General features: G+C 63.0%; 21 protein-coding genes. 9 read left to right on the plus strand and 12 right to left on the minus strand.

Features of this window, described 5'->3' with window-relative positions; genetic code table 11:
* Positions 1–261: 261 nt before the first annotated feature.
* From gltS to ACFQPB_RS00055, 11 genes are all read right to left on the minus strand, one after another.
* Positions 262–1,467 (minus strand): sodium/glutamate symporter, encoded by a 1,206-nt coding sequence (gltS, locus tag ACFQPB_RS00005; protein WP_107220001.1) that lies wholly within the window; start codon positions 1,465–1,467, stop codon positions 262–264.
* Positions 1,464–2,702 carry an acetate/propionate family kinase gene (locus ACFQPB_RS00010; protein ID WP_247736282.1) on the minus strand — a complete coding sequence of 413 codons (1,239 nt, stop codon included), beginning with the start codon at positions 2,700–2,702 and terminating at the stop codon, positions 1,464–1,466. Before ACFQPB_RS00010 ends, gltS begins: the two co-directional genes overlap by 4 nt.
* A 79-nt stretch (positions 2,703–2,781) precedes the next feature.
* Complete coding sequence (locus ACFQPB_RS00015) at positions 2,782–3,534, minus strand: SDR family NAD(P)-dependent oxidoreductase (protein WP_247736283.1); 753 nt, start codon at positions 3,532–3,534, stop codon at positions 2,782–2,784.
* 43 nt (positions 3,535–3,577) lie between these two features.
* Positions 3,578–4,999, minus strand: a complete 1,422-nt coding sequence (locus ACFQPB_RS00020) for a bifunctional enoyl-CoA hydratase/phosphate acetyltransferase (RefSeq protein ID WP_247736284.1) — start codon at positions 4,997–4,999, stop codon at positions 3,578–3,580.
* Positions 4,996–7,500 (minus strand): DUF3141 domain-containing protein, encoded by a 2,505-nt coding sequence (locus ACFQPB_RS00025; protein ID WP_382218861.1) that lies wholly within the window; start codon positions 7,498–7,500, stop codon positions 4,996–4,998. The genes ACFQPB_RS00020 and ACFQPB_RS00025 overlap by 4 nt, the downstream gene beginning before the upstream one ends.
* Positions 7,501–7,585: 85 nt before the next feature.
* A complete protein-coding gene (phbB, locus tag ACFQPB_RS00030; RefSeq protein WP_068679679.1) occupies positions 7,586–8,332 on the minus strand; it encodes an acetoacetyl-CoA reductase in 747 nt (248 codons plus the stop codon).
* Entirely contained in the window at positions 8,322–8,783 is a 462-nt protein-coding gene (locus tag ACFQPB_RS00035; protein ID WP_044396478.1) for a phasin family protein, read from the minus strand. Before ACFQPB_RS00035 ends, phbB begins: the two co-directional genes overlap by 11 nt.
* 49 nt (positions 8,784–8,832) lie before the next feature.
* Complete coding sequence (locus tag ACFQPB_RS00040) at positions 8,833–9,963, minus strand: ABC transporter permease (RefSeq protein ID WP_382218863.1); 1,131 nt, start codon at positions 9,961–9,963, stop codon at positions 8,833–8,835.
* A 1-nt stretch (position 9,964) separates the two neighbouring features.
* Entirely contained in the window at positions 9,965–12,727 is a 2,763-nt protein-coding gene (gene rbbA, locus ACFQPB_RS00045; protein ID WP_382218865.1) for a ribosome-associated ATPase/putative transporter RbbA, read from the minus strand.
* 3 nt (positions 12,728–12,730) lie between these two features.
* Entirely contained in the window at positions 12,731–13,810 is a 1,080-nt protein-coding gene (locus tag ACFQPB_RS00050; RefSeq protein ID WP_054667827.1) for an HlyD family secretion protein, read from the minus strand.
* Between the two features lie 14 nt (positions 13,811–13,824).
* On the minus strand, positions 13,825–15,312 hold the full coding sequence (locus tag ACFQPB_RS00055) for an efflux transporter outer membrane subunit (protein WP_054667826.1): 1,488 nt from the start codon (positions 15,310–15,312) through the stop codon (positions 13,825–13,827).
* Between the two features lie 300 nt (positions 15,313–15,612).
* Here ACFQPB_RS00055 and ACFQPB_RS00060 point away from each other — a divergent pair, with 300 nt between their 5' ends.
* The 6 genes from ACFQPB_RS00060 to ACFQPB_RS00085 are packed head-to-tail and all read left to right on the plus strand — an operon-like array spanning position 15,613 to position 20,289.
* Positions 15,613–16,251: a TetR/AcrR family transcriptional regulator gene (locus ACFQPB_RS00060; protein ID WP_068679673.1), complete on the plus strand. Its 639-nt coding sequence runs from the start codon at positions 15,613–15,615 to the stop codon at positions 16,249–16,251.
* Positions 16,252–16,259: 8 nt separating this feature from the next.
* Entirely contained in the window at positions 16,260–17,294 is a 1,035-nt protein-coding gene (locus tag ACFQPB_RS00065) for an Lnb N-terminal periplasmic domain-containing protein (protein ID WP_382218867.1), read from the plus strand.
* The gene (locus tag ACFQPB_RS00070; protein WP_018715741.1) at positions 17,291–19,231 is read left to right on the plus strand and encodes an esterase/lipase family protein; all 1,941 of its coding nucleotides are present in this window, start codon (positions 17,291–17,293) and stop codon (positions 19,229–19,231) included. The genes ACFQPB_RS00065 and ACFQPB_RS00070 overlap by 4 nt, the downstream gene beginning before the upstream one ends.
* Before the next feature lie 55 nt (positions 19,232–19,286).
* Complete coding sequence (locus ACFQPB_RS00075) at positions 19,287–19,493, plus strand: IS66 family transposase (protein ID WP_199917100.1); 207 nt, start codon at positions 19,287–19,289, stop codon at positions 19,491–19,493.
* Positions 19,490–19,759, plus strand: a complete 270-nt coding sequence (locus ACFQPB_RS00080; protein WP_003050070.1) for a hypothetical protein — start codon at positions 19,490–19,492, stop codon at positions 19,757–19,759. Before ACFQPB_RS00075 ends, ACFQPB_RS00080 begins: the two co-directional genes overlap by 4 nt.
* Before the next feature lie 47 nt (positions 19,760–19,806).
* On the plus strand, positions 19,807–20,289 hold the full coding sequence (locus ACFQPB_RS00085) for an AAA family ATPase (protein ID WP_013520789.1): 483 nt from the start codon (positions 19,807–19,809) through the stop codon (positions 20,287–20,289).
* A gap of 50 nt (positions 20,290–20,339) precedes the next feature.
* Here ACFQPB_RS00085 and mobH read toward each other — a convergent pair whose 3' ends face one another.
* On the minus strand, positions 20,340–22,202 hold the full coding sequence (mobH, locus tag ACFQPB_RS00090) for a MobH family relaxase (protein WP_003050081.1): 1,863 nt from the start codon (positions 22,200–22,202) through the stop codon (positions 20,340–20,342).
* A gap of 315 nt (positions 22,203–22,517) precedes the next feature.
* On the opposite strand from mobH, the gene ACFQPB_RS00095 reads away from it, so the two are divergent.
* The 3 genes from ACFQPB_RS00095 to ACFQPB_RS00105 all read left to right on the plus strand — a co-directional run bounded on the left by ACFQPB_RS00095 (position 22,518) and on the right by ACFQPB_RS00105 (position 24,233).
* Positions 22,518–23,144 carry a hypothetical protein gene (locus tag ACFQPB_RS00095; protein WP_003050085.1) on the plus strand — a complete coding sequence of 209 codons (627 nt, stop codon included), beginning with the start codon at positions 22,518–22,520 and terminating at the stop codon, positions 23,142–23,144.
* Positions 23,145–23,156: 12 nt separating this feature from the next.
* Positions 23,157–23,789 (plus strand): RES family NAD+ phosphorylase, encoded by a 633-nt coding sequence (locus tag ACFQPB_RS00100; RefSeq protein ID WP_003050087.1) that lies wholly within the window; start codon positions 23,157–23,159, stop codon positions 23,787–23,789.
* Positions 23,790–23,873: 84 nt separating this feature from the next.
* Positions 23,874–24,233 carry a DUF3742 family protein gene (locus ACFQPB_RS00105; protein WP_003050090.1) on the plus strand — a complete coding sequence of 120 codons (360 nt, stop codon included), beginning with the start codon at positions 23,874–23,876 and terminating at the stop codon, positions 24,231–24,233.
* The last annotated feature ends 4 nt before the right edge of the window (positions 24,234–24,237 follow it).

Raw genomic sequence — 24,237 nt, forward strand, 5'->3', positions numbered from 1 at the left:
TGTTGGACCAGGCTGGCCAGCGTCACGCGGTCCTCTGTCTGGAGCTGTTGATACCTTCTGGGTGGACTGCTTTGCATCTGCTGACCTTACTCGGTGGCAGGTGTTGCACTTCAGATTTGAATCCGCCCCTCTATTTCTGCACAAGTAGAAAGAGCCCCTTGCTTGAAAACGGGAGTCGATTGCGATTTCCTGGGCGACGACGCCTCGCCAGCGCGTCAGCGATGTATCCATCTGCCAGCTCGCTCCGCTGTTTCGCTTCGCCTAACCGGCCATCAGGCTGATTACCAGTGCGTTCGCAATATCGATGACGAACCCACATACCAAGGGCACCACAATGAACGCCTCGCGTGCCGCACCATGCTCCCGAGTCACCGCCGTCATGTTGGCGATGGCAGTGGCGGTAGATCCCAGCGCAATACCGCCGAAACCCGCGCACACCACGGCGGCTTGGTAATCCTTGCCCATTGCCCGAAAAACAATCAGCAAAACGAATGCGATGACCAAGGCAATCTGCACCAGCATCGCCGCCGTGATGAAGGCGAGCACGGGCTGCAGTTCCCAGAGCCTGAGTCCCATCAGCGCCATGGTCAGAAACAGGCCCAATGACATGTCGGAAACCAGGGCGATGCCTGGCTGCATGCTCGGCCAGTTCCATAAACGTCCGCGCCCACTTGGCCTCATCCAGTCGGCCGCCATGCGCAGGAGAATTCCGGCCAGCAGGCAGCCCACAAAGGCGGGCAGCGTGACGGCGGTACGCGCGACCAAGGCATTGATTCCGTATCCCAACATCAAGGCGAAGTTGAGCCAGAGCAATGCCAGCAGCAGGCCGTAGTAGTCCAGGCGGGCATGCTGCTCATCGCTGTGCAGTGTGCCAATTTCCAGGGCGCTGTCTCCGGAGGCTCGAAGCCGATGCCTGCGCATGAGCAGACTTGCGATCGGGCCACCGATGGTGCAGGCCGCGATCAGGCCGATCATATTCGCCGCCAACCCCAGTTCCTGCGCCTGTGCAATGCCGAGGGTTTCAACGAAGTAGTCGGACCAGGCCAAGGTGGTGCCCACGCCTCCGGTAAGGGAAATCGAACCCACCATCAGCCCGGCGCGCGGATCCAGCCCGAAGGCGCGGGCCGTCTCCATCCCGGCCAGGTTCTGCAGCACCATGAACCCGATGGCCAGCCCCGACAGGATCAGCAAGGGCCGTCCACCATGGCGCAGTGTGCGGGCGTCGGTACTCAGGCCAATAGCGGCAAAGAAGTACAGCAGAAGCGCGTCGCGCGCTTCCAGATCGAAACTGACAACGATCCCCATCCCGTAGTACAGGAGGAAGACAACCAAGGCGCAGGCCAGGCCGCCCACCAGGGATTCCGGGATGCTGTATCGACGCAAGATGCCCGAACGCGCTACCAAGCCCTTGCCAACGAACAACAGCAGAATGGCGAGCGTGAATCCATGGAAGGCATCGATCTTCATCGCACCTTCTCCCTGTCCAGGCCGGACAGCGCATGGTTGGCGGCGATCCACTCTTCATTGGTGGGTTCGATCGCCACGAGGACCTGGCTGTGGTCGGTGGAAATCGTCGCTGCGTGGCTGGCGTTGGCGTCGGTATCCAGGGCAATGCCCAGAAAGCCCAGCGCCGCACAGATGCGCTCGCGAATGAACGCATTGTGTTCACCGACACCCGCCGTGAACACCAACATGTCCAGACCGCCCAGCACGGCGACCAGGGCCCCGATCTCGCGCACGATGCGTCGCACGTAAAGGGCCAGTGCCAAGCGCGCTCGCTCCCCCGTTTCGCCTGCATCGTTCTCGTGCCCGACAATGACGCGCGGCTCGGCCGAGATTCCCGAAACGCCGAGCAGGCCGGACTCGTGATAGAGGACGCGCCCCACTTGCTCTAGTGAGAGCTTCTCGACTTCCATCAGGTAGAGCACCGCACCCGGATCGAGCGCGCCGGTGCGGGTGCCCATCATCAGGCCGTCAAGCGCGGAGAAGCCCATGGTGGTGGCCACGCTTTTGAGTCCTTGCATGGCGCACAGACTGGCGCCACTGCCCAAGTGGGCAACGACGGTGCGCCCGCACGCGGCGTCGCCATGGCGTTCGGGCAAGGCCACTGCCATGTACTCATACGACAGGCCGTGAAACCCGTACCGACGCAGACCGCGCTCCCATGCGGCATAGGGCAACGGCAGGATCTTCTCGACCTGGGGCAAAGTGTGGTGGAAGGCCGTGTCGAAGCAAGCCATCTGTGGCAGATCTGGCTGCTCCCGCAGCAGGATCTCCACGGCTTCGAGCGCGAATGGCTGGTGCAGCGGGGCCAGAGGAATGTAGCCCTTGAGGTCGGCCAGGACATTTGCGTCCAGGCGCACGGGCATGGAGTATTTGCTGCCGCCGTGGACGATACGGTGGGCGACCGTACCTACGTGGCGGCCGTCGAGCCGCCGGCTGACACGATCGCGGATGAGGCGCAGTGCGGCGCGATACGGATGTGCCGTGTCCAGTTCGATCGAGAACGGCGCAACTCCGGTCTCTCCGAAATCCGGGTTGGCGCCGCCGATTCCCTGCACCTTGCCATTCCACAATGCCTGACGCGGCAGTGGCGCGGCCGAGGAATCGAACACCGCAAACTTGATGCTGGATGAACCGCAGTTCAGCACAAGGATCAGTCCGTGTTCGCGGCGCCCGGAGCGGGCCATGGTGACGTCCATCAGGTCGTCCTCTCTGCGCGCCGTCCGCGCGACTTCGCCGAGGTGTGCGGGGGTGTCTGCTGTCTCATCGTCTTCAGACTCAGCGCGCCGTGTAGCCGCCATCGGCGATGAGCTGGGTGCCCACAAGGAAGCTGCTTCCTTCCGACAGCAAAAACGCCACGGCATGGGCGATTTCGTCCGATGTACCCAGACGACCGATCGGATGCAGGTCAACGGCCTTCTGGAGGGCCGATTCATCCAGGAAATCCAGGATGGGCGTACGCACGTAACCGGGATGAATCGAATTGATCCGGATTCCCTTGGACGCATAGGCCAGTCCTGCCGAGCGGGTCAGCCCGGTAACAGCATGCTTGGCTGCGACGTACGCGGGGTTCGCTGCGTCGCCCACCACTCCGAGGATGGAGGAGACGTTGACGATGGCGCCGCCTCCAGAGCGCAGGATGGCGGGAATCTGATGGCGCAGGCCATAGAACACGCCGTTCAGGTTGACATCGATCACCCGGCTCCAGGCGGCAGGGTCCAGTTCCCCCACAGGACTCTGGTCGCCACTGATACCGGCGTTATTGACGGCAAAATGAAGGTCGCCAAACGCATCGACCGCGCAGGCCACGGCAGCCTGGACCTCATCGATGCGTGCCACGTCGGCCACATTGGCCACGGCGTGGCCGCCCTCGGCGTTGATGAGACTGGTGACGCGCTGCGCATTGTCGGCGCTGACGTCCGAGACCACGACATTCAGACCGTTGCTCGCAAGAAGCCGGGCGATGCTCTCGCCAATGCCGGATCCTGCACCGGTGACCAGGGCTACGCGGCCAGAGAATGAATACTGCATGGTGTTTTCTCCAAAGGGGTGGTTAAGTTGCTAACAAGTCCGCTCAAGGGGGCGACAGCCGATAGTGATGGGCCAGCATCAGTGCAATCGCGCATGAGGCGATGCGCGTATCGCGCGAGTCGGCACGGCTGGTCAGAATGACCGGCACCTTGGCTCCAAGGACGATCCCGGCGCTGGCTGCTCCGCCCAGGAAGATCAACTGCTTGGCAAGCATGTTGCCGCTCTCCAGGTCAGGCACGGCGAGGATGTCAGCCTGCCCGGCGACCTCGGAGACGATCCCCTTGGTACGCGCAGCGGCGATGGAGACCGCGTTGTCGAAGGCGAGCGGCCCGTCGAGCAGGCCGCCAGTGATCTGGCCGCGATCAGCCATCTTGCACAGCGCCGCCGCGTCCAGCGTGGCCGTCATCGTCGGGCTCACCGTCTCGACCGCGGCCAGGATCGCGACCTTGGGTTCGCGCACGCCGATTACCTGCGCCAGCTCGATGGCGTTGCGGATGATGTCCGCCTTCTGTTCCAGAGTCGGGGCGATATTGATCGCCGCATCGGTGACGATGAACGGGCGCGGATAGGCCGGTGTCTGTAGCAAAAAGCAATGGCTGACCCGACGCTTGGTGCGCAACCCTGCCGCAGTCGAAACCAGCGCGGACATCAGCTCGTCGGTATGCAGGCTCCCTTTCATCAGGGCTTCGACTTCACCTGTGGCCGCCAGGGCGACGGCTTGCTGCGCGGCGGCGTGGCTGTGGGGTGCGTCCACAATGGCGACGTCGGCCAGATCCAGCCCGGCCTCCGCGGCGACTGCCTCCAGCCGCGCCTGTGGCCCGACCAGCACCGGTTCGATCAGTCCCGCATGGCGTGCTTCGAGCGCAGCGGACAGGCTGGGAGAATCGCAGGGGTGGACGACAGCCACACGAATCGGTTGCAAGTGCGCGACATGCGCCAGCAGGCTTTGCAGGCCTGTGCGGCCCTGCGCATCCGGGTGGATTTCCGGCAACACGGTGCGCGTTCGTTCCAAGCGTTCGGTGGGCGCCACGACCTCTACCTGGCCTTGGAAAACCGCTACCCCCTCCTGGTTGGTGCAGGTGCAGGCCAGCGTGACATGGTGGTTGGCCGTGTCCTTGCTGGTCACCTGCATCCGCACGGTCAGCCTGTCGCCGGGTCGAACGGCCCCGAGGAAGCACAGATTCTGGTTGACATAGCGGGTTCCAGGCCCCGGCAGGCGTGTGCTCAGCACAGCCGAGATCAGGGCGTTTGCACAAATGGCCTCCGTGGTGCCCCGAGCGCTTGAGGACACAGCAGGTTCTGGATCCACATCGCCCGATTGCAGCGCGAACATGTGGATGTCTTGCGACGAAAACGCGCGTTCGAGGCTGGCGCTGTCGCCGATGGCGATCTCGTCGAAGGTTCGGTTGCGCAGAACCTGCAATGCGTCGGCGGCGCCATCGACCGGTGCGGAGGACGTCGTCATTTGCCTTTCCCTCGCCGTGTTTGACTTGTCCGCGGGGCGGCTGGCGTCTTGGACACAGTTTTCTGCGTAGCAGTTTTCTTCTGAGGCGCCTTAGGCTTTGGAGAGGATGTCTTGGAGGTCGTGTTTATGGCCGGAGCGGAGGTGTCACTGGCGGAGCTCGGCATGGCTGGCGCCGCATTCGCATCCTCGACCGCAGCGGATGTGCCACTGGCAGAGCGTGGCATGGCGGTTGTCGACTTCGCGTCCACGACCGTAGCGGAGGTATCAGTGGCGGGACTTATCACGGCGGGCGCCGAAGCCGCCTGCGCCTCGCACGCCGCCCGCTTGAACAGGGTGGAAACCTGCTCCAGTCGGGTTTGCTCGTGTGCGGACAGCACATCACCGCTGCCAATCACCTGCACGATCATTCCCGCTACCTGTCGGATGTCCTCAGGCGCTATGCCGTTGAGCAATCCGGGGATGGCGGACACCATGGCGTCCTCATCGAGCCTCATGAGCAAAGCCTGCCGACGCACGAGGTGGCGGAAAGCCTGCATGTCGAAGTCATTTGTCAAATGAGGGCGCACCAGTTCCTCTGCGTGCCGAAAATGCCGTTCATCGGCCTCCCCACGCGCCGCGAGCACGAAGAACAGCGCCCGTATGGCGGCTTCGGTTATCCCGCCGTTGTGAATATCCGCTTCGAGCCGTGTCAACTCTTGCGCCAGATACTGGCGATGTTCGGGCGTCTCGCTAGGATGGGGTCGCGGCGGCGCATCGTCGTGCAGGCTCTGTCCTGTCATGGCCTGAACCAGCGGCAGGCTGTACAGCATGTCAAAGGCCTGTGCGTAGATTTGGTCGCGGCAATCACGGAATTGATCCAGCATCTGTTCGACGGCGGTGGAAAACTCCGTCTGCAGTTGCAGGAAAGGATTGGCCTCGGAGACGGTCTGGCGATGTTCGCGCACCTGTTGCGCCGCTTCTTGTACAGCGGCGGCCAGCGGGTGCCGATCGGACCACAATTCATAACCCATGCGCAGTGGATGCAGCGGCTCCAGCCACTTCGCCCCCTGATCCGTGACCAGGGCTCGGACCCATGGCTGCACGAAGCTGCGGTAGCAGGCCAGGTTGACCTCGGAGATCCGCGCAGCGGCGGCAAAACGGCGATCGCTCTCGGGATCGGGGCGAACGATCTCACGGATTTCATCGATGTTGCTGCGGCGAATCCGGGTCAGGTAGGCGTCACTGGCTGGTTCGCCTTCCTGGGCGTCGTCGTGATGCTCGTCGATCTGCATGTGGTGGATGCCGGCTGGCAGCACGTCGATGATGTCGATGTTGGCTGCGAACTCCTGGTGCTCTTTGCGCCCGACGCTCCCGGAGACGAAGATGCCCAGATGCCCGATGCTGTCATGGGTGGCGTAGACGATGGTCTGGTCATGTCCCACCACATCCAGGTCGTTGCGGTACAGGTCGGTGATCCAGCCCAGGGCCTGGGGCGGTGGAGTGATGTTGTCCCCATAGGAGCAGAACACCACGATCGGCGAGCGAATATTGCGCAGGTCAATGCGCACGCCATCGGACGTCACCAGTTGGGCCGTACTCAGCTTGTTGCCGATGAACAGGTTGTCGACGATGTACTGCATCTCCACGTCGTTCAGGAAGACGTGGCCGCCCCAGTACTTCTCGAACTGCAGGTGGCGCGGGCCTTCCGTGTCGACCTTGGCGTACAGGTTGTACTGTTTGCTCCACAGCGTATTGGCCGGGTCCAGGTTTTCAAAGTTCTGTACCAGCCAGGCACCGTCGAACCGGCCGGCGCCCAGATCGCTGGTCAATGCCGTCAACCAGCTACCGCCAGTGAGGCCGCCCGCGTAGCGCATCGGGTTATCACCGGCCCAGTAGGACAGCGGCGCGCCGGCTACGATGATCGGCCCGAACAGTTCGGGCCAGACGGCGGCTGCCATCAGGATCTGCCAGCCTGCCTGGCAATTGCCGATGACCGCAGGCTTGCCGCGGCTGTCGGGGTGCAGCTCGCCGACCTTGCGCACGAAGGCCGCTTCGGCGCGCATGACGTCTTCGACGGTCTGGCCGGGAACGGGATCGGGCAGAAAGCCAACGAAGTAGCAGGGATGACCAGCCTTGAGGGCCGCGCCGACCTCGCTATCGGGTTTGAAGCCGCCAATGCCTGGGCCGTGGCCCGCGCGGGGATCGACCACCACGAACGGCCGCTTCTTGGGATCGGCCGGCGCGTCGGCTGGCGGCAGGATGCGTACGAGGCCATAGTTGACCGGCTGCGGAAGGTCCAGCCCGGACATGATGACCTCGGAGGCGAAGTCGAGTACGTTCGGCGTCTGCTCCTGCAAATGCTCCAGGTACTGGTTGCCGCGTTGGCGGCGAACGTCGGCATACAGAATGGATCGCTGCCAGGCATCCACTGCATACTCGGTTGCCATCGCCGATAGTCGCAACGGGTCCCACAGCAACTGCCCCCAAGCGGCCGTTGGTGATGTCGTGGTGTCTTGATTCATGGCGATGGGCACTCCGTCTATGATGAAACTGAAAAATTGAATGAAAAGGGGCCGCAGGCACATCGTCTTGCCGGCCCTTCCTCACTCAGTACATGTGCTGGCCACCATTCATCGACACGTTGCTGCCGGTCATGAACCCCGCAGACTCACTGGCGATGAATGCCACCAGTGCGGCGATTTCCTCAGGCCGTCCCAGACGACCCACGGGAATACCGGCAGTCACTTGCTTGACCACTTCCTCCGACATGCTCGTCACCATCTTCGTATCCAGATACCCCGGCGAGACGGTGTTGACCGTCACGCCTTTGCGCGCCACTTCCTGTGCGAGGGCTTTTGTGAAGCCATGCATGCCGGCTTTTGCGGCGGAGTAGTTGGTCTGGCCGAACTGCCCCTTGGAGCCGTTGATCGAGGAGATGTTGACGATCCTGCCCCAGCCGCGTTCGAGCATGCCGTCGATGAATGGCCGGGTGACGTTGAAAACGGAGTCGAGATTGACCCGCAGGACCGCATCCCAATCGGCGTAGCTCAGCTTGCGGAACGTAGCATCACGCGTGATGCCCGCGTTGTTGACCAGAATGTCGATGTGGTGACCGTCTGCTTGAATGAGGCCGGCCAGCTCCTGGCAGGAGGCATGGTCGGCCACATCCGCGCCGTAGGCGGCGAAGTCGTAACCTTCGCCGGCTTGGGTTTTCAGCCACGCGCCAATGCTGGCATTGCCCGGCGAATGGACGATGAGCACGGTATGGCCCGCATCGTGCAAGGCCCGGGCGATGGCTTCGCCCAGGCCGCCGCTGCCGCCGGTGACCAGTGCAGTGCGTTGCTCAGCCGGCATTGCGACCACCTGTCTTGGCTGGTGCGTCCTTGTCCTGTGCCTTGGCCCACACCGCTCCCCATTGCTTGAAAATATCCTGGAACGGCAATATCGCATCTGCCTGGCCTACGGCCTGCGTGACCGATTTCTGCCAGTCCTGAATGGCTTGCTGCAGGCCTTGAGTGAAGGTGGTCTGATTCTTGATTGCGACTTGCGTTAGTGCCTGCGCGCCACCCATCTGGTGCTGAAACTGACGCCAGAAGGCCTGCGCGGGCAGCGTGGCCAACTCCTGCCAGTTCTGGGCCTTGAGCAGGCTTTCGATCTCAGTGCCGGACTCGGCAATGTTTTCGCTGCCCGCGCGCGTGGCGTTCTCCAGCCATTGCTGGCCGTTTTCCTGCATCAGGCGCTGCAGGCGCAGTTGCAGTTCCAGGTTCGCCTTGAAGAGGTTGAGGGGGATGGTTTCATTGCTCATGGTCAAACTCCTTGCTTGGGTTGAAATGCCCAATCGGGCGGTCAAACGATCAGGCCATCTGGCCGATCGTTTTGCGAAAGCGTGCCAGCGACAGGAAAAACAGCACCGCGCCGATCAAGGCCAGCGCCAGGAAGGGCTGCCACACCGTCTCCAGCCCCGCGCCCCGATAAAGGATGGCCTGGCTCAGTTCCACGAAATGGGTGGTGGGTGCGATCAGCATGATGTTCTGCACTATCTCGGGCATGCTTTCGCGTGGCGTGGTGCCACCCGAGAGCATCTGCAGCGGCATGATGGTCAGCATCATCAACATACCGAACTGCGGCATGTTGCGCGCCAGGGTGGCGATGAAGATGCCCATCGAGGTGGTGGCGAACAGACTGAGCGCTGCACCGGCGAAGAACAGCGCGATGGAGCCCTCGATGGGCACGCCCAGGACGCCGCGCACCATGAGGGTGAGCGACAGGAAGGAGGCGATCAGCACGACCAGGGCCATCGACCAGACCTTGGAGAGCATGATCTGCGCGGGTGTAACCGGCATCACCAGCAGGTGTTCGATGGTGCCGTGCTCGCGCTCGCGGATCAGTGCTGCGCCGGTCAGGATGATGGACAGCAGCGTGATGTGGTTGATGATCTGCACCACCGAGCCGAACCAAGCCTTGTCGAGGGCGGGGTTGAAGCGTGCGCGCAAGGCCAGATCCACGGGTGGCGCGTCGGTGCCGCGGTAACGCTTGACGAACTCATTGACTTCACCGGTGAAGATCTGCTGGATATAGCCACTGCCGGTGAAGGCTTGACTCATTCGGGTGGCATCGACATTGAGCTGCGCGGCGGGCGATCGCCCCGCCAGCACGTCACGCTGGAAGTTGGGCGGAATAACCAGGGCGAAGGTGTACAGCCCCGCGTCCATGCCCGGGTCCACGTCTCTATAGTCGATCATGGCCGGCTGGGTGAACTGCGGGGGGTAGAAGGCCGAGGCAACCCGCTGGGACAGCGCCGAATTATCCTCGTCGACGATGGCGATGGGCGCGTTGTGCAGCGTCTCCGGCATGGACGTGGCCGAGGTGTAGACCGACGCGGTGAACACATAGACGATGAGCACGAGCATCATCGGATCACGCCAAAGGCTCCACAGCTCCTTGACACCGAGGTCGTAGATGTTGGCAACGTTTCTTCTGCGCATCTCAGCGCTCCTGCTTCTTGAGTAGCAAAACGGCCGCACCGAGAATCACCGGAACCGACAGCAGCATCGACCACAACGGCCCCGCCAGATCGGCCAGGCCGAGCGCTTTGCTGAACACGCCACGGCTGATGGAGATCATGTGCGTGGCGGGGTAGATCTCGCCGATGAACTTGCTGGAGCCTTCAAGCGAGGACACGGGATCGATCAGGCCGGCGAACTGGGTGGCCGGAATGATGGTGCCGATCATGGCAAAGAACATGGCGGCGATCTGGCTGCGCGTGACGGCCGAGGCCAGCAGCCCCATGCCTGTCGCGGCGAAGGAGAAGATCAGCGCGGCCAGCGACAGGGTGAAGAAGCTGCCCGTGACCGGCACACCGAAGACGGTGACCGCGAGCAGGCTCATCAGCAGGAAGTTCACCATGGCCAGACCGACATAGGGCAGTTGCTTGCCAAGCAGGAACTCGATGCGCGTGACCGGCGTCACGTAGAGATTGGTGATCGAGCCCGTCTCCTTCTCGCGCACCACCGCCAGCGCGGTCAGCATCGCAGGCAGCATGAGCAGCAACAACGGAATCACCGCCGGCACCATGGCCGGCAGGCTCTTGACATCGGGGTTGTAGCGAAAGCGCGTCTCGACGCTGGCATTGCCGGCTGCGCTGGCGCCGCCACGCTCGCTGGCCTGTGCCAGCAGCCAGTGCTGGTGCATGCCCTGAACGTAGCCCTGGACGGTTTCCGCGCGTTGCGGCATGGCGCCATCGAGCCAGGCGCCGATCTGCACGTTCTGGCCCCGCAACACATCGCGGGCAAAGCCAGCGGGGATTTCGATGGCCAATGACAGTTCGCCGCTGCGCATGCGCCGGTCGAGATCCTCGTAATCGACGATAGGCGGGTGCTCTGTGAAGTAGCGCGAGCCGGCCAGGTTCAGCGTGTAGCTTTGGCTGAGCGTGGTTTGGTCGCGATCGAGCACCGCATAGCTCAGGTCCTCGACGTCCAAGGTGATACCGAAGCCGATCACGAACATCAGCAGCAGCGAACCGCCCAGCGCCAGGGTGGCGCGCACCGGATCGCGCTGCAGTTCCAGTGCTTCGCGCCACAGATAGCTGAGCATGCGGCGCAGGCTGAAGCCTTCAGCGTTGTGCCCGATGTGCTCAGTGTGTGTCGCTGGCGTCTGAATCGCCGTATTGGCGGCCTCGGTGGGGCCGGCGGGAGCGACCGTGCCGCCCTCGGCTTCGATGAGGTAGCCGATGAAGGCCTCTTCGAGGGTTTTAGCGCCGCGCTTCTCGACCAGCTTGGCGGGCACGTCGCTGTCGAGCACCTTGCCCGCATGCATCATTGACATGCGGTCGCAGCGTTCGGCCTCGTTCATGAAGTGGGTGGAAATGAAGACCGTCACCCGGTCGCGACGTGACAGCTCGATGAGCAGCCGCCAGAATGCATCGCGCGCTACTGGATCGACCCCGGAGGTCGGCTCGTCCAGAATCAACAGTTCGGGCTTGTGCACCATGGCGACTGCCAGCGACAGGCGCTGGCGTATGCCCAGAGGCAGGCTGGCCGGCAAGCTGTCGATGACTTCCACCAGGCCGAAGCGCTCCACCATCTCTTCGACGCGGCCCGGAATGTCCTTCGGGGGCACGCTGAACAGCTTGGCGTGCAACTCCAGGTTCTGGCGTACCGTGATTTCGCTGTAGAGCGAGAATGCCTGCGACATGTAGCCGACGCGGCGGCGGGTGTCCAAGTCATGCGGGTCCACCTCATGACCGAACAGCCAGGCTCGTCCCTCGCTCGCCGGCAGTAGCCCGGTGAGCATCTTCATCGTCGTAGACTTGCCGCAGCCGTTGGAGCCGAGGAAGCCGAAGATTTCACCGCGCCGGATGCGGAAGGACACGCTGTCGACGGCGACGAAGTCGCCGAAGCGCATGGTCAGCCCTTTGGCCTCGATGGCGATGTCGTCGGCGCCGTCTTCCGGCAAGGGAGGAATGACCACCGGTTTGTGCCCGCGCTTTTTCTCTTCTGGGAGCAGGCGGATGAACGCCTCTTCCAGGTTCGGGCTGCCTGTTCTTTCCAGCAACTCCTGCGGTGTGCCGGTGGCGAGAACCTTGCCGTCGTCGATGGCGGCGAGCCAGTCGAAGCGCTGCGCCTCGTCCATGTAGGCGGTGGCCACGATCACGCTCATGCCGGGGCGGTCGGCGCGGATGCGTTCGATCAGATCCCAGAACTGTGCGCGCGCCAGCGGATCCACGCCGGTCGTCGGTTCATCGAGAATCAGGAAATCCGGGTCGTGAATCAGCGCGCAGCACAAGCCCAGCTTCTGCTTCATGCCCCCGGAGAGCTTGCCTGCCGGACGTGCCAGGAATTTGAACAGGCCCGTGGCCTGGGTCAGCTCATCGATGCGCTGGCGGCGCTCGGGCGCGTCATGGCCGAACAGCCGCGCGAAGAATTGCAGATTCTCCTCGACCGAGAGCGTCGGATACAGGTTCTTGCCCAACCCCTGCGGCATGTAGGCGATGCGCGGGCACACCAGCTTGCGGTGGGCCTTGCTGGCCATGTCGCCACCGAGCACCTCGACCGTGCCTTCCTGGATGATGCGCACACCGGCCAGCAACGAGAGCAGGCTGGACTTACCCACGCCGTCGGGGCCGATCAGACCGACCATCCGTCCAGCGGGGATGTCCAGGTCAATGCCATCCAAGGCAATGACGTCGCGGTAGCGCAGTCTTACCTGGCGGACACTTGCAACGGTCGCGAGCTGCGCGCTGTGGCTCATACCTTACTCCGGCACACGAACGGAGAGGTTCTGAGGCCACTCGGCCTTGGCGTCGAGCTTGACCCAGGCTACGCCGGGCAGACCGGTCTTGACCTGGTTCAGGTGCTCACGCAGCAGCTCCTGCGAGATCTGTGCGCGCACGCGAAACATCAGCTTTTGTCGCTCACTGGCGGTTTCCACCGTCTTGGGGGTGAACTGCGCTGCGCTGGCGACGAAGGAAACGGTGGCTGGAATCACATACTCGGGCGCGGCATCCAGAATGATGCGAACCTCCGAACCCAGCGCAACGCGGCCGGCCACGGTTTCGGGCAGGAAGAAGGTGATGTACACGTCCGACAGATCAAGGAGGTTCAAGACACGTCCGCCCGCTCCAAGCACCTCGCCGGGTTGCGCGACACGCACCTGAACCCGTCCGTCGCGCGGAGACCGCAGTTCGCTGTCGCGGATGTCGGCTTCGATGCGGCTGATACTGGCCGTAGCGGCGGACACGCTGGACTGCGCGCCGACAAGCTGCGCCCTGGCGGCTTCGACCGCGGCGCGGGCAGCGGCGGCCTGTGCCTTGCTGGCCGCGAGGGTCGCCTGGGCGCCCCGTACGCGCGCCCGGTCATCGTCCAGTTCCTGGATCGAGGCGGCTCCCTCACTCGACAGCGTGCTGGAGCGTGTCAGGCGCCGTTGCGCGGCGTCCAGTTCCGACTCGCGCTGACCAACCAGAGCCAAGGCGGCAGTCACGTCGGCTTCACGCAGCGCCACCTGTGCCTGCGCCGCGGTCACCGAATGCTCAGCCTGCTGACGCATGGCCAGGGCCTCGTCGCGCTGCGCTTCCAGCGTTTCCAGCCGCATCTTGGCCAGTGGCTGGCCGGCTGTGACGAAATCGCCTTCACGCACCAGGATGTCTTCGATGCGGCCGGGAAGCTTGGTGGCCACGTCGATCTCGGTGGCTTCGATGCGGCCATTGCCGTTGACGAATCCTTCGCCCGGGCCGCTGTCGGTAAACCTCGTCCAGCTCCACCAGGCCAGCGCGGCAACAACCGCTGCAGCGAAAGCGACCAGGAGTTTTTTCTTGAGAGAGGGGGAGACAGTCATGGGTTCGGCGTGCCTTAACGGGTTGATGGGGTGGAAGCGGGAGTCGAGGCCGCACCCTGTGCCTCGCCGGCTGCGGCGAGGGTGCCGCCGCCGAGCGCGGCATACAGCGCCACTTGGCTGGACAGCAGCGCGCGGCGCGCCTGTACCAGTTGTTGCTGGGCTCCCAGCAGATCGCGTTGGGCATCCAGCACTTCCAAGAAGGCGGCCGAGCCGTTGTCGTAGCGCAACTTGGCCAGGCGTGCGCGTTCGCTTTGCGCTTCCAGGTTGGCTCTCTGGATCGTCAACTGCTCAGCCAGCCAGTGCTTTGCGCTCAGCGCATCGGCCACCTCGCGGAAGGCCGATTGAATGGTTTTTTCGTATCCGGCGACGGCGATGTCGCGGCGCACTTCGCTCAGCTCCAGATTGGCGCGGCGGCGCCCGCCATCGAAGATGGGCAGCGACAGGGTGGGCATGAAGGTCCAGGCGCGACTGCCGGAATCGAACAAGCCATTCAAGTCGGAGCTGGCCGTGCCGAAGCTGCCGGTCAGCGCAATGCGCGGCAAGAACGCCGCGCGGGCCGCGCCGATGTGGGCATTGCTGGCACGCAATTGGTGTTCGGCGGAAATGATGTCCGGGCGACTGACCAGCAGCTCCGAAGGCAGACCGGCCCGCAGCTCAGCCAGAACCGTCGTTTCATCGAAGGGTGCCTTGGCGGGCAGCGGGCCGGGATCAGCGCCTACCAGCAGTGCCAGGGCGTGCAGTTGCGTGGTGCGAGCTTGCTCAAGCTGCGTCAGCAGCGCCTGAGCTTGGTTCAGCAGGGTCTGGACCTGTGTGAGATCCAGCTTCGAGGTCGAGCCGACTTCGACGCGGCGCCGGAAAATGCGATAGGACTCCTCGCGGGTGGTCACGGTTTGCCGTGCGATCGCCACGCGTTCGTCGATCTCGCGCAGGCCAAGATAGCCGTCTGCCACCTGGGCGATCAGCGCCAAATGGACGGCCTGGCGAGCCGCGTCGGAAGCCAGCCAAGTTTGCAGGGCGGCGTCTTCCAGGTTGCGGATCCGACCCCACAGATCCAGTTCCCAGGTGGTCAAACCCACCTCGGCCCGGTACTCGCCGCCCACCTGCGATCGGCCCGACATGTTCAGGTCGCCAGGGACGCGCGCGCGTCCACCTTGGGCGCCCACGCCCATGGCAGGAAAACGATCCGAGCGCTGAATGCGGAATGTGGCGCTGGCTTCCTCGACGCGCAGCGCGGCCACGCGCAGGTCGCGGTTGTTTTCCAGCGCGGTCTCGATGAGGCGTTGCAGCAGGGGGTCGGTGAAGTACGCCTGCCAGGCAAGCTCTCCCGCGTGGGCGCCGTCGGTGCCTGATCCAAGATGCGCGGGCCAGGCTTCGGGCACGGGCAATGGCGGGGTGTCTGGCGCCGGAGCGAGCGACATGCAGCCGGTCAAGACGACGGCGCTCAGGGCCAACGAGGCAGCGCGCAATCTGAACGCGGGAAACAACGGGGAAGTTGGGAGCATGGTCACGTTCCGTACAGGTATCGGGCTGAAGAGGGTCTGGTCGCAGAGGAGGGAATGGCTGCCACCCCCGCAATGCGGGGTTCGTGGCTGGTGTCCGCAGGCCCTACTTTCTTGCTTGCAAGTGCTGTCAAGCCCACTTCATCTCCTTGTTGATATGTGCATCCCCGTGTTCCCCGGCTGGTTGATAGGGCGCTCTTCCTGTGTCGTAACCCGATGTGCCGGGTTCACTCGCGCCCTGTGTTGATCTGCATTGTGAAATCTGAAAACAAATCCCCTCAGATCTTTGAACAGAGCCTTTGAATGCCACCCAAGAAAGATGACGCGCCAGACAACAAGCGCCGCTACCTGTCCTCTGCCGCCAGGAAAGAGGAAATACTCGACGCGGCCCTGGTCGAATTCGCGGATCGGACATACAACGCAGTGTCGATGGAGCGCCTGGCGGAATGCGCGGGCTTGTCCAAGGCTGGCATCTATGCCCACTTCAAAAGCAAGGAAGAAATTTTTCACGCCTTGCTCGAACGTACGACGAAGCAGATTTGTGATTTCCAGGGCTGGCTCCCGGATGAGGATCTGACGTTGCCAGAGCTGGTAGATGTCTACCTGGATCGCCTGTACGCGACCTTCAGCTCCCCTGCCACGATGTCGATCTACCGGCTGCTTCTGGCCGAAAGCGCCCGAACTCCAGAGCTGGTGCAGCGTTGGCACAACGAAGTTGCGCTCGGGCTGAAAGAGCGGGCGCAGACCATCATCCACCGCAACATACGCCGAGGCGTCATTCGCCCAGGCGTCTTGACCGAACACTTCTTCCCGTTGGCGCTCGCGCCCGCAGTGCTGTGGCTGAGTTCCTCGATGCTGTCCAAGGGCAGTCCTTCCATCTCGCTGGTGCAGTTACGGGATGCGCACCGGCAACTGTTGCTTGAGCTTTTGCAGCCTCAATGAGCGGAGTGATGCACATAGTCCTGCGCGCCCTTGCAGGCTTGGCGATCGGCTTTGTGGTACTGCTGCTGACTGTGTGGGGTGCGCTGGCTCTGTGGCATCAGATGCCGGGACCTTCGGTGGTGCGATGGTTCGTCATTGCCATGTGGTCTACGTTGGGTGTGACCGTTGTCTTGTCGCGGGCGGGCTTGCTTGGGCGGCGCAATCGCAACATCGCCGGATTCGCATTTGTGATCGCAGCCGCCTCCCTGCTCATGTGGTGGGGGACGCTGCAGCCGTCACACCAGCGTGTATGGGCTGACGATGTCGCCCAGTTGCTGGAGGCCAGGATCGACGGCAACCATGTTCACCTGAATAATGTGCGCAACTTCCAGTGGCGCAGCGAAACCGACTACACCCCGCAGTGGGAGAGCCGCACATACGACCTGGATCGTCTGCGCAGCGCCGACTTGGTGCTTTCCTACTGGATGGGGCCGCACATCGCCCACACCCTGGTGTCGTTCGGCTTCGATGGCGGTGAACGCGTGGTGTTCTCGCTGGAAATTCGCAAGGAACGCCATGAGTCCTTCTCGGCGGTAGGAGGATTCTTCCGTCAGTTCGAGCAGGTCCTGGTGGCCGCCGATGAGCGCGACATCGTTCGCACGCGCAGCAATGTGCGAGGCGAGGACGTTTACCTCTATCGCTTGCAGATGAGTCAGGCGAATGTCCGCGCGTTGTTTCTGGAGTACCTGAGCGTGGCCAATGAATTGCAACGCACGCCGCGCTTCTACAACACGTTGACCAGCAACTGCACGACCATCGTATTCGAGCTGGCCCGGGTCATTGCGCCCGCATTGCCAATGGACTATCGCCTGCTGCTGTCTGGATATTTTGCGCGGTACGTCTACGACCTGCATGGATTGACGCCTGGCTATCGTTACGATGAATTGCAGGCACTGGGGCATATCAACGAACGTGCCCTTGCTTCCGATGTGTCAGAGGATGACTTCTCGATGTCGATTCGACAAGGCGTGCCAGGCATCCCTGCCAACGAGGTGAATCCATGAGGTTCCCGCAGGCCTGCCTTCTCATTGCATGCGCCGCTCTTGCTCCGCTGCTGCTGGGGGGCTGCTCGATCCTGCGCGAGTTCGGCCCAGTGGTTGAAGTTCATACGCTACCTGCCAGGGAGGCCATCGAACTCAAGCGCGGCGACATCCTGACACGTGGCAAGCTCAGCGATGCGACTGTCCAGACCATCAGGGTGGCGGCATTGGATGAGCAGGCATGCGCAAAGCCGATCTCCTCGGAGTGCGCGGAGGCCTTGGCTACCGTGACGGGGGTCGCCACGGATAGACGCCTGGCTGCACTGTCCGAACTATGGCTGGCGCAGGCTCAGGCCATGAAGCCCGGCTCAGCGCAGCAAGCCGCCTGGCTTGAGACGATTCGCTATGCCTATGCTTATCTGTTCCTTGGTGACCATACTCCGGGAGAGCGGGCCTTCGAGGATCGCCAGACCCAAGTGCGGGATTGGTATAACTATGCCGTCGAGCATGCGGCCACCGGCATGTTCGAAGTTCGGCAACAAATGCCGACGCAGTTGCCCGACCAGACCAGTTGGAACATTGCAGGCTGGGAACTGAAGCTGGATATGCGCGGCGCGCGCTTACCGGGCAGTACGGCGGTGCCAGCCGAACTCCTGCCAGCCTCGTCCCTGTCTTTCCGTGGATTGCGTAGCCTCTACCGGCGCGACGGCTTTGGCGCCGAGCTTGTGGCGGTCATTCCGGACGAGTCCCTGAGCGCCGCCCCAACTCGGGGTGGTCGCCCAGCGGCAAAACATGATCAGCAACCGCTGCCCTGGAGCGAGATGCCCGCGCCGTCCATGACGGTTCTGCTGCATCCCGACGGAGACAACTTGGACAGCGTGCTGCATGCTCGTACAGCCCGTCTGACGGTGCATGACCCCTATGTGGAATCGGCCATTATGCTGCGCGGCCAACGTGTGCCGCTGGCGGCCAATTTCACGGCCGGCTATGGCGTATGGCTGGCCCGTGCCAATTTCAACCGCCAGTCGCTGCGCAGCCTGCTCGGGCGCGAGGGTGGCATCGACCGCCCGCACGTCTACTTGATGCAGCCCTACGATCCGAACAGGCGGATCATCGTCATGCTGCACGGACTGGCCAGCAGCCCTGAAGCCTGGGTGGAACTCGCCAACGAAATCCTGGGCGATGAGGCCCTGCGCCAGCATTACCAGATCTGGCAGGTCTACTACCCGACCAACATGCCAGTCGCGTTGAACCACGCCATGATTCGCAGGGCGCTCGGGGATACGCTGACGCATTTCGACCCATCCGGCCAAGCGCCGGCGTCGTCCGACCTCGTGCTGGTGGGGCATAGCATGGGCGGGGTCATCGCGCGGTTGATGGTGTCGTCAACCGATCAATCGCTGGTGCAATTGGCTGCGGATCACAGTCGGTTGACGCCGCAGCAGATCAGGCGCATTGATCCCATGTTGCGCTTCGAGCCCTTCCCGAATGTCAGCAGTGCCATCTTCATCGCGGCGCCTCATCGGGGCACATCGGTCGCGGGTGGACGCCTGGGGCGCTGGATGGCGGGATTTATCCGCTTTCCCATTACGGTGCTCGAAGAACTCGCCCATACACTGGCACCCAATGCGGCCGCCAGCAGCCGTGAAAGCCTGGCAACCATTCCCAATAGCGTGAACAATCTCGACGAAAACGATCCGTTCGTGCGTACGGCGGCGGGCTTTCCCATCTCATCCCAGGTGCGCTATCACTCGATCGTGGCCCAAGCCAATTCCGAAGTGGCCCTCGATGATTCCGATGACGGTCTTGTGCCTTATCGCAGCGCACATCTTCCCGGCGCACAGTCCGAGAAAGTCATTATTTCGGGGCACAGCGTGCAACAGAGCGCGGCCGCGATACTGGAGATCCAGCGTATTCTGAGAGAGGACATGGCTCTGCGGGAAGCGCATTTACAGCCATAGACAACTGCCATCTGCTGTGCGCGGCCGAGCTGATTTCGGATTTCGTATGGGCGTAATGCATTCATCTGAATGCGCAAAGAGCATCAGACTTACTGTTGCCCGCTCGACGCTGGCACAGTGGGTCGGTGCGTGCGGCGCGCAACTGCAGCCGATGGTAAAGGCGCTGGATGACGAACTGCGTCGCCACGTGGTGCTGCACGCCCACGAGACGCCGATGCTCAAGCCCAAGCATCTTGGCGACGGCAAGGCGTACCCAACGTGATCCGCCGTCTGGCGGCGACCCAGCCCATGCTCGACAAAATCGTCGGCCACCAACGCCACATCGCTCAGGCCTACGGCATATCGATGGAGCATGCGCGCTGGCTGTTGACCACCGTGGCGTTCCACTGCCTTGCCGTGGCCGACACGGTGTACTCGGTCGCCGAACGGGAACCCGTCGTGGATGCAGACCGTGCGACGGAGGAAGCCGAGATGGAGGCCGAACTCAACAGGGCATGCACGCACTCATTGTTGGCATGCTGGCCTTGATGGATGCTGATGGCCTTTCAGGAGATAGTTGATCGTCGTTCTCGTTTGTGGGGGTTGAATGGAAATCCAGGGATGCCGTAATTGAGGAGCCTGGACGGCGTATCGTTCAGGAACAAACACGCACGGGCGGCCAGGCCCTGCCGTGGCTCGACATGACGGCCTTCCTGCGCGGGGCCATCGACCTTGCGCTAGACAACCATGCCAATGCGCCACGCAGCAATACGCAATGGGTGTTCTTCGACCGTGGCCTGATCGACGCGGCGGCAGCACCCCAGGCACTGGACGGCACTACTATTCTGGACACGATTGCCCAGTCGCATCGCTACCACTCGCGCATCTTTCTGGCCCCGCCGTGGCCTGAAATCTATGTGCAGGACGAAGAACGCCGTCACAGCATGGATGAAGCGCGGGCTGAATTCGAGCGGCTTCAGCGCACCTATCCAGCGCTGGGCTATGCGGTATCGCGGTTGCCCAAGATCAGAGTGGCGCAACGCGCTGACTTTGTGCTGGACACCTTGGCTAGCCGCTAACCTACCAAGGCGAACTCTACCGTATCTCACCGCCACGTAGGACTCCATGCTCAAATCTCTTGCGTAACTCTGAGATAAGGATTGTTGGGTGGTACTGCATCGAACAACCAATTCGCATCGATCAGCAAATACCCATGCAGCTTCCGGGACTTGCGCGGCCCGGTGACTTCACAGATCCAGATGTTCAAGCCGCTGTCGTGCTTTCGATGCAACCCCAGTTTCTCAAAGCGCTTCTGCACCCACTGCCAATCCGGCATCTTGTCCTGCCGTGCCAGCGTGCCGACATGAGGGTGCTCCTGGACGTAGCGCTGGAACACACCTGGGCTGACCAAGTAGGCCGTGTCATTCACGGAATGCACGAGCGCTTTTGCGTCGTTGATGATGAGCCGGCGCGAAGCAATTCCCTGTTTCAGCCACATCATGAAATGTTCGCCTGACGGGGGCGCTGCTGTTAGGGGTGGTTTAGCAGTAGATGGTGGTGGCGAAGGAAGCACTGCGGCAGTCGCTGGCATAGGAGTGCTGGGGTCTGCGGGGTAGCTTCTCTGTGCGACCGGCTCCACATCCTGCTCGGCACCAGGCGAGCCGCTCGTGCTCACCATTGCCAGCATGTCCTCCATGACATCGGACACGGGCTGGGCCTTAGGCGGTGAGGCGGTGACGGTACTACTGCCTTCCCAAGATGGAAGTTTCTGACCGTTCGGGGCTGCCTTCGCCATGGCCGCAGGCGGCATTTTCGGCGCCTCGGCGTCGTTTTCGGCGACTGCCGCGTCGATCGCTACCGTGCCTGCAAAAGGCGTCGGTCGCTCGCCAGATTCCCAGATCAGCGCAGGAGCGAGGCGCAACAGGGTGAACGAGTGGGACCAGCCGGTGGAACTGGTTATGGTCGCGCGCCAAATAGCCTTGCCGTCGGGCGCCGGCTGCAACATGCCGTGATCCTGGAGGACGTTGAACACCGCGGTGTTGTTCGCAGGGATGCCATCGACGCCTTGGGACAGCAGGTGCGCACGCAGTTTGTCCGAGACCGTTTTGCTCACCAGCCACAGGGCATCGTCGGTGAGCCAGCCATCGGAGGCTTCCGGCTGGTTCAGTTTCAACTGTTCCTTGAGCAGGTAGCGCAACCCGTCGAGCAGCTTGCGCTGCAGCGCGTGCTTGGGCGCAGCCATGGCGCGGGCCGGATCGCCGCCCAGCTCCTGGGCCACCGAGGCCCGGTCTGCCTGCACGACAAGTTCGCCCAGTACGCCGGCGTGCTCGTACTGCCCGGCCAGGACGTAGAGCAGTGGTGCCCACAGGGACGGATAGCCGCTGAGCCAGTCCAGGGCCTCACGGTCGAGCAGTTGGTGGTAGAGCAAACCTGTCGCGGCGCTGTGCAGGCGGTACTCGCGATCGTCGCGGTAGCGGAATCGGTATGGCTGGCGCAGCGGGCCGTGCCAAGGGTGCCAGATGCTGCCGTCGGCCAGCTCGACGTGCAGATCGACGGCGATCTTGCCGATGTCGTGCAGCAGCGCGGCGTAGGCGACGGCGGCGGTCCAGGCTTCGGACTGTGCCGCTTGGTCTTCGGGGCTGGCGCCGATGGGCAGCAGATGGGACTGCCGCAGTTTCAGACTGTAGGCGACGATTTCGAGGCCGTGGTCGAGCATGCCGCCCAGATAGGCATGGTGATGCGCCTCGGAGGCCGGGAAGGCCTGGACCAGCTCGGCGTAGCGTTCCAGGGGCGCTCGGTACAGCGTGGCGAATTGCCTGCGCGACAGCGAGGTGCGCTGCCAAATGTGCTCCAGCAGCTTCTGCCGGCGCGGGGTGGCCAGCAGCGATGCGGCCGACTCGGGCCGCATCAACCCTTTCGGGAGGACGGTGGCGGGTGCTGGCGGTGGCGCGCCGGCGACCGGGGGCCGTTTTCGCTGGAACAGGGAGAGCATGCGGGTGTCCTGTGGCGGGCCGACCGGGAGGCCTTTTTGCCTTTTCGAGGTAGGGCCTTTCCCCTTGCACCCCATTCCCTTGCCGTTTCGGCCCTTTGGCCTTTAACCGTTTCGGTATAGCGGGGCCTGGGTTGCGGTTCCAGCGTCAATGTGGAACCCGCACGAATGGATTGCGCGGCGACCAGCCGCTGGCCTCGGCCTATGCTGCGGAGACGCTGTTTTCGCCAGGTAGGTTGCTCTCTAGGCGTCAAAGTTGACAAATGCGACAAAGGCGACTAGAGTAAGTCCTGTCTCAAACCTACCTGGGAGATGACCATGCCCACCGCCATTGAATTCATTGCCGACCGTCTGCCGCGTGTCACCGTGGAGGATGTGCGCCGCTTCGCGGATACCGTCGAAATCCGGGATGCGCCGGCTTTCGCGGCCGAGTTGCAGGCGTTCATTCACGAGCGCGTGGAGGCGGTAAAGCTGCCAGCCAACCTCGAAGGTGAAACGGTGGAGCACGCCTTGAAGCGTAAGACGGCTGCGCTGCGCGCTGAGACGCGCTGGGCGCCGACTGAAACCGACGTCCAGCGAGGCCGCGCCGTGCTGCTGGAAACCTTCAACCAGCCGCACAACCTGCCGCCCGCGGAGTACGCCAAGCTGGCGGACAAGTCGCGCCAGCAGATCTACAAGGACATCCTCGCCCGTCGGCTGCTGGCGCTGAACGTGGGGCCGCGAGGCCAGAAACTGCCCGACTGGCAGCTCGACCCGGTGAAGCAGCAGTTGACCCAAACCGTGCTTCAGGAGGTCGAGGGCATCGACCCTTGGACGATCTACCGCGCACTGTCCGAACCGCTCGAAGGTTTGGGCGGCCGCTCGCCAGTGGATGCGGTGACGCATGGCACGATCGACGACGTGGCCGAGGCCGTGTTCAACGTGCTGGGCGTTCAGGTGCATTGAAGCGAGATCGCCATGAGCCACGAGCTGCCTTCGTTCCTGATCGATGCCGGTGAGCTGCTCCAGCATGTGAGCCGCGTCGTCTATCGGGGCAGCCCGCTGTACTATGGCCGCAGCAGCACCAATCGCTACGATGACCCGGCCCAGGCCTACGGGGTGCTCTACCTGGGGCGCGACCTGCCCACGGCGCTGATGGAGTCGGTGTTTCATAAGCACCAGTGGCTTGCGGACACGAAGCGCTCGATCGCGCTGAAAGAAGTCCAGAGCCGGATGGTGCGCGCAGTGGGCGTGATGGACGACGTGCTTCTGGCCGACCTCACGGCGCCGGGCGTCATGGCGGGCTACTTCGGCCTGAACCTGGAGCAGTTGGCCAGCCGCGACTACACGCACACGCAGCAGGTGTCGGCCCAGGTGCATGCGATGCTTGGAGATGACGGCCAGGTGCTGTTCGACGGGGTGCTCTATCCGTCGCGCAACAACTATCCCGCCAAGAGCATCGCGCTGTTCGAGCGTGCCAGCGCGAAGGTCAGTGTCATCGAGGACATCGATCTCGTTGACCATGTGGACTGGCCGCGTTTCGTTGCTACATACCGCATCGGCGTGGAGCCCGACCCTGGCCCGTTGGAACCGGATGACGAAGCGTCCTGAAGCAGCAAGAGAACACATTGAAGCCCTAAACAGAATGAAATGGACCAAACTGAAATAGGCATCCCTCAGCAGTAGGAGACGACCATGAACACCACGACTCGCACCAGCACCGCAGAACGCCTCGGCCGCGCCTTTGGCCGCGGATGGCGTGCCTACGCGCGCTGTGAACGGCGGGCGTCGAACTGGTTGGTTTCCAAGGGCATGCCGACGGCTGGAGCCACCGCGCTCGTGTGGATGGTTAAGCTGGCTGCGCTCGGGGTGCTGCTGTACACCACCTTCTGGCTGGCCCTGGTGATGGTGTGCGTCATGGTGGTTGCCTGGATGGCCCGCAACACCGACTTGGGCGAGGAGTTGCCCGAGCCAGAGTGGCGAAACGGACCAGCAGGATTCGGCCTATACACCTACGACGGTTTCCGCATTGATCCTCATGTCGAGGACGACTAGCAGC

It is taken from the genome of Hydrogenophaga atypica, from assembly GCF_042665215.1.
Lineage (GTDB): Bacteria > Pseudomonadota > Gammaproteobacteria > Burkholderiales > Burkholderiaceae_C > Hydrogenophaga > Hydrogenophaga defluvii_A.

Excerpts from the sequence above, each read along its gene's own strand:
- gltS (WP_107220001.1), bottom strand. The coding sequence starts at position 1,467 with ATGAAGATCGATGCCTTCCATGGATTCACGCTCGCCATTCTGCTGTTG.
- ACFQPB_RS00105 (WP_003050090.1), top strand. The coding sequence starts at position 23,874 with ATGAACACCACGACTCGCACCAGCACCGCAGAACGCCTCGGCCGCGCC.
- ACFQPB_RS00100 (WP_003050087.1), top strand. The coding sequence starts at position 23,157 with ATGAGCCACGAGCTGCCTTCGTTCCTGATCGATGCCGGTGAGCTGCTC.
- ACFQPB_RS00025 (WP_382218861.1), bottom strand. The coding sequence starts at position 7,500 with ATGAATCAAGACACCACGACATCACCAACGGCCGCTTGGGGGCAGTTG.
- ACFQPB_RS00050 (WP_054667827.1), bottom strand. The coding sequence starts at position 13,810 with ATGACTGTCTCCCCCTCTCTCAAGAAAAAACTCCTGGTCGCTTTCGCT.
- ACFQPB_RS00055 (WP_054667826.1), bottom strand. The coding sequence starts at position 15,312 with ATGCTCCCAACTTCCCCGTTGTTTCCCGCGTTCAGATTGCGCGCTGCC.
- ACFQPB_RS00070 (WP_018715741.1), top strand. The coding sequence starts at position 17,291 with ATGAGGTTCCCGCAGGCCTGCCTTCTCATTGCATGCGCCGCTCTTGCT.
- ACFQPB_RS00015 (WP_247736283.1), bottom strand. The coding sequence starts at position 3,534 with ATGCAGTATTCATTCTCTGGCCGCGTAGCCCTGGTCACCGGTGCAGGA.
- phbB (WP_068679679.1), bottom strand. The coding sequence starts at position 8,332 with ATGCCGGCTGAGCAACGCACTGCACTGGTCACCGGCGGCAGCGGCGGC.
- ACFQPB_RS00075 (WP_199917100.1), top strand. The coding sequence starts at position 19,287 with ATGCATTCATCTGAATGCGCAAAGAGCATCAGACTTACTGTTGCCCGC.
- ACFQPB_RS00065 (WP_382218867.1), top strand. The coding sequence starts at position 16,260 with ATGCACATAGTCCTGCGCGCCCTTGCAGGCTTGGCGATCGGCTTTGTG.
- ACFQPB_RS00010 (WP_247736282.1), bottom strand. The coding sequence starts at position 2,702 with ATGGACGTCACCATGGCCCGCTCCGGGCGCCGCGAACACGGACTGATC.
- ACFQPB_RS00035 (WP_044396478.1), bottom strand. The coding sequence starts at position 8,783 with ATGAGCAATGAAACCATCCCCCTCAACCTCTTCAAGGCGAACCTGGAA.
- ACFQPB_RS00040 (WP_382218863.1), bottom strand. The coding sequence starts at position 9,963 with ATGCGCAGAAGAAACGTTGCCAACATCTACGACCTCGGTGTCAAGGAG.
- ACFQPB_RS00095 (WP_003050085.1), top strand. The coding sequence starts at position 22,518 with ATGCCCACCGCCATTGAATTCATTGCCGACCGTCTGCCGCGTGTCACC.
- ACFQPB_RS00060 (WP_068679673.1), top strand. The coding sequence starts at position 15,613 with ATGCCACCCAAGAAAGATGACGCGCCAGACAACAAGCGCCGCTACCTG.
- mobH (WP_003050081.1), bottom strand. The coding sequence starts at position 22,202 with ATGCTCTCCCTGTTCCAGCGAAAACGGCCCCCGGTCGCCGGCGCGCCA.
- rbbA (WP_382218865.1), bottom strand. The coding sequence starts at position 12,727 with ATGAGCCACAGCGCGCAGCTCGCGACCGTTGCAAGTGTCCGCCAGGTA.
- ACFQPB_RS00020 (WP_247736284.1), bottom strand. The coding sequence starts at position 4,999 with ATGACGACGTCCTCCGCACCGGTCGATGGCGCCGCCGACGCATTGCAG.